2 protein-coding genes and 1 pseudogene are annotated in these 2,467 nt (G+C 70.9%); 1 reads left to right on the top strand and 2 read right to left on the bottom strand.

What is annotated here, in order from left to right:
• Together ACFU99_RS40835 and ACFU99_RS40830 are read right to left on the bottom strand one after the other, a co-directional pair.
• Positions 1 to 422, bottom strand: a pseudogene (locus tag ACFU99_RS40835) (hypothetical protein); the annotation flags it as partial.
• Between the two features lie 159 nt (positions 423 to 581).
• Positions 582 to 1,877 (bottom strand): MFS transporter, encoded by a 1,296-nt coding sequence (locus tag ACFU99_RS40830; RefSeq protein ID WP_384403006.1) that lies wholly within the window; start codon positions 1,875 to 1,877, stop codon positions 582 to 584.
• 149 nt (positions 1,878 to 2,026) lie between these two features.
• On the opposite strand from ACFU99_RS40830, the gene ACFU99_RS40825 reads away from it, so the two are divergent.
• On the top strand, positions 2,027 to 2,467 hold a 441-nt coding region (locus ACFU99_RS40825; protein WP_384403003.1), incomplete at its 3' end, for a LysR family transcriptional regulator.

Genomic DNA, 2,467 nt, shown 5'->3' with positions numbered 1-2,467 from the left:
GTGCTGTCCGCGCTCACGCTGTCATCGCCGAAGGCCGCCTTCTCGGGGTTCTCGAACCCGCCGGGGTGGTTCTTCGCGAACGTGGTGGCCGCGACGGCGGCTTGCTGCCTGATTTCGTCGATGTGCAAGGCCGGCGACCCGTCGACCGACAACTGACAAACCGCTTCGTCCGCACCGAGGTTCTTGCTGTCCGCCTTCAGCGATTTGCCGGACGGCAGCAGCTCGCCGAGAAGCTTGGCATCGACCTTCTTGCCGCACACCGATTCCGGGACGGCATAGCTCTGAGAATCACCACAGGCGACCGCGCCCGAGAGCAGCGCGGCGCATACCGCCGCCTGGGCGAGTGGTCTGCGTCGCCGTGCGCGGACAGCCGCTCGCGCTGTGCGCGTCCTGGACTGAGCCCGACCTGCGTCGAACGGCATGCGTGTGCGCCCCCGTTGGTACTGATGATCTTCAGCAGAGGCTCACGCTACCTACGCCGCCACGGCAGTGCCCTCGCTCGCTGAAACAGTTGCTGAATCCTGACGCGAGCGGGGTGCTGCGAAATTCGGTCGACGTGGTGGGGGTCCGGCAGGCTCCGGTTATGGGAGCGGATGTTTGGCCGTCTGGTTCGTGGCTTTCTCGGGCTCGGCGGGTTCGCGTGCTTCTCTCGGCAGCAGCAATGGAGTCGCCAGCAGCGCCACCCCCGCCAGCGCGATCGCCGGGCGCGGGCCCGTGAAGCCCGCCAGTACGCCCCACAGCCCCGTCATCGCCGCCGCCGTGGCCTTCGTCGTGACCGACCACGCGGACAGCGTGCGCGCGATGCGGTCGTTCGGGGTGTGGTGCAGGCGGTGGGCGGAGAGGAGCGTGTTGTAGAGGCTCGCGAAGACGATCAGGCCGAATTCCACGGTCATGACCAGTACGAGACCGGCGACGCCGGGGCCGATGAAGGCCAGGCCGAGCGACCAGCACGCGCGTAGCGCCCCCGCCGTGCGCATCACCCTGTGCCGGCCGAAGCGGGTGACCAGCGGCTGCGCCAGCCGCGAGCCGATCAGGCCGCCCAGGCAGGGGACGGCGAAGGCGAGGCCGTACTGCCAGGGCGCGAAGCCCAGGCGGCCGAGCATGAGGACGGCCAGCAGTGGCATGGTCGCCATGATCAGACTGTTGACCAGGGCGTTGTTGATGAGCAGGGGGCGCAGCGCCGGGTTGGTCAGGATGTAGCGCCAGCCGTCCAGTACGGAGCCGAAGCCGCGCCCTTCCCGTTCCTCGGTCCGTACCGGGCGGGGCTCCTTGCCGCCTATCGCCCGGATGCCCACCGCCGAGAGCAGATAGCTGACCGCGTCCGCCGTCACCGTCAGCATCGGGCCGAACACACCGATCGCGGCCATCCCGAGCGGCGGGCCGAGCACGGTGGCGGACCAGGTCGTGGCCTCGAAGCGGGCGCTCGCGACGATCAGGTCCTGCGGCTGTACGAGCGCCTTCAGGCACGCCCCCGCCGCCGCGCTGAACGTGATGCCGGACGCCGCCACGATCACCGACACGACGAGGAGCTGTGTGAAGCTCAGCCACCCGAACGCGAACGCCACCGGGATGCTCGCCATCGCCGCGAACCGGATCAGGTCCATCGCGATCATCACCGGCCGTTTGCGGCGGAACTCCACCCACGGCCCGAGCGGCACCGCCACCAACGCGCCCACCGCCGCACCGGCCGCCGCCAGCGCCGACACCTGCGCCGTCCCGGAGTGCAGCACCACAATCGCGATCAGCGGAAACGCGTCGAACGCCAGCCACGTACCGAAGGCGCTCACCGCGTACGCGCCCCACAGCCAGCCGAATCGGCGGCCCAGCGGGCGGCCCGACGCTCGGCCTGATGATCTCCTGATCAGTGGTCTTCGCATCCCCGCGCCTTTCCGTCCCTACCTCGGCCCCGACAGCCCCCGGCAGCCCCCTGCGACCGGCACATCAAAGCCAGTCGCCGGGCCGCGGATCAAACAACCGACGCGCCCCCGCACCGACAACCGCACGTTGTCGGGCTACGATTCCGGGCGTGGATCTGGATGCCGTGCGCACTTTCGTAGCCGTCACGGACGCCGGGACGTTCCATGAAGCCGCCGACGGTCTTTCGATCACCCAGCAGGCCGTCTCCAAGCGCATCGCCGCGCTGGAGAAGAACCTCGGCGTGCGGCTGTTCACGCGGACCGCGCGCGGGGCGCGGCTCACCGTCGACGGGCAGGCGTTCCTGCCCCACGCCCGCGAACTGCTCCGGGCCGAGGAGCGGGCGGCCGCGTCCGTACGGCCCGGAAGCCGCGCGCTGCGCGTCGACGTGATCGGCCGGCGGCTCGCCCCGGCCGGGCTGCTGAGCCGCTTCCACCGCGCGCACCCCGGCGCCGAACTCGACGCCGTCACGCTCTTCGACGCCGACGCCGCCATCGCCGCCATCCGCTCCGGCACGGTCGACGCGGCCCTCCGCGCCGTCACCGTGTCCGCC

The sequence above is a fragment of the Streptomyces sp. NPDC057654 genome (genome assembly GCF_042800135.1).
Lineage (GTDB): Bacteria > Actinomycetota > Actinomycetes > Streptomycetales > Streptomycetaceae > Streptomyces.
Note: the sequence above shows the minus strand (reverse complement) of the source record. Positions and strands in the feature narration are given on the sequence as shown.

Coding starts and splice junctions, on each gene's coding strand:
- ACFU99_RS40830 (WP_384403006.1), bottom strand. CDS start 1,877: ATGCGAAGACCACTGATCAGGAGATCATCAGGCCGAGCGTCGGGCCGC.